Raw genomic sequence first — 1,830 nt, forward strand, 5'->3', positions numbered from 1 at the left:
GGCAGTGCTTACCGTATTTTGCTGACTACATCCGGGTTTTGCTAAGCACTGCCCACCTTACGTGTCGTTCAAAAATCTGCGGAGGAGTCTTATAGATAAAAAATAGGGATGAGCAAGATGCTCATCCCGTACATAAGTTATTTGAAAGCAAAAGGCTTATTGCGCTTGAATTGGAAAAGCACCGGGACGCACAGCCAAATTGAGATTTTGCCCATTGCGATGCAATTCCATGCTTACATTTCCTCCAACTTGGCTATTTTCGACTGCATTTTGAACAGAGGTTGCGTCTGTCACTGCTTTACCGTCAAGTTTTTGGATAACATCACCAGCACGTATCCCTGCTCTGGCTGCTGGTGAGTTGGGCATAACTTTGACAACTAATACGCCATGATCTTGATCAACACTCAAACCGCTGTTGGGGTCAGAGTTGATGTTTTGTTTCAACTCGGGCGTTAATCCTACCATCTGAATTCCTAAATAAGGATGTTGTACTTTGCCCGTCGCTATCAGTTGATTAGAAATTCGTTGCGCTGTATTGATAGGAATCGCAAAGCCCAGTCCTTGTGCTCCTTGGATGATGGCTGTGTTCATCCCTATAACTTGCCCTTGGGCATTAATTAGAGGCCCGCCAGAGTTACCAGGGTTAATTGCTGCGTCTGTTTGAAGATATTCTACTCTTCTGTCGGGAGAACCAATCTGATTGCTAGTGCGACCTGTTGCACTAATGATTCCAGTAGTGACGGTGTTACCCAAACCAAGGGGGTTACCAATAGCGATCGCCCAGTCTCCGGGTTGTAGCTGGTTTGAGTTACCCAATGCCACCGTTGGCAGTTTATCTGCTTGAATTTTAACAACAGCCACATCTGTCAGTTCATCTTTGCCCAGCACTTTACCTTTATAAGTGCGTCCATCCTTGAGCGTTACTGTTACTGTGTCTGCACCATCCACTACGTGAGCATTGGTCAGAATCCGACCGTCAGCACCAATTATAAAACCTGAACCAGTCCCCCGTTCCTGCCTTCTTTGTTGCTGTGGTAGTGCAGATCCAAAGAATTGACGGAAAAACGGATCGTTAAATTGCTCTGGTAACTGGGTTTTGACTGTTCGCGAAGAATCAATCCGCACGACAGCTGGTCCTACCCTTTGCACAACCTTTGTAACAAAGCTAGTACCATCTGAATTCGGTGGTATTGGCAGAGCAGCATTTGCTGGACTCACAGCAAGGTTAGATGCATTTTCACTTACCTGTTGTGAGTGAGATGCTAAGTAGCCACCAGCAAACGTCATCCCAGAGCCGAGTAAAACTAACGATAAATGAAAAGCTGTTTTTCTCCAACCAGCAGTATTATGGTTTAAAGAATTGTGACTGTCATCACTGGGTTTCTTATACATTTTGTTTCTGTAAGATTTTCTAGATACCATTCCAATTTAAAAAAACTTTGTGACGATACTGTTACACAGATATGACACCATTGTGAAAAGTCTTACTGTATAAGTCCTATGTCTATTGAAGTTGGGTTTATGTTCCAAAGGCCAGAGCCTTTGTGGAAAAACCCTTGAATAAAAAGTAGAAGCAATAGTAAGACATTCAAAGGAAAAGTCAGCCAACAGGAACAATCAAATTGATGGCAACAGTCGAGACAATACTGAAATTATATCTATTGAAGTTGGGTTTGTGTTGATCGGCAAGAGCCTTTCCTTAGATCTTGCACCTCCCCCTGAGTACGCCTTGAACTAAAGTACCCTGCACCGAAGCCCTCCGGGTTCGCCAGTTGACGCCAGACGCATCAAGTCGGGAAACCCTTTCGGCAGTCGCTCATGGGGGAAACC

Annotated in this window: 1 protein-coding gene; it reads right to left on the reverse strand. The window is 44.5% G+C overall.

The window, feature by feature from the left end:
• Window positions 1-156 precede the first annotated feature (156 nt).
• Window positions 157-1,392, reverse strand: coding sequence for an HhoA/HhoB/HtrA family serine endopeptidase (locus AC5590_RS28290; protein WP_248277444.1), 1,236 nt, complete (start codon window positions 1,390-1,392; stop codon window positions 157-159).
• Between the last annotated feature and the right edge of the window lie 438 nt (window positions 1,393-1,830).

Source organism: Brasilonema octagenarum UFV-OR1 (assembly GCF_963888615.1).
In the GTDB taxonomy this organism is placed as follows: Bacteria; Cyanobacteriota; Cyanobacteriia; order Cyanobacteriales; family Nostocaceae; genus Brasilonema; species Brasilonema sennae.

What these genes read in the sequence shown, in the direction of transcription:
- AC5590_RS28290 (WP_248277444.1), bottom strand. Translation starts at nt 1,392, where the DNA reads ATGTATAAGAAACCCAGTGATGACAGTCACAATTCTTTAAACCATAAT.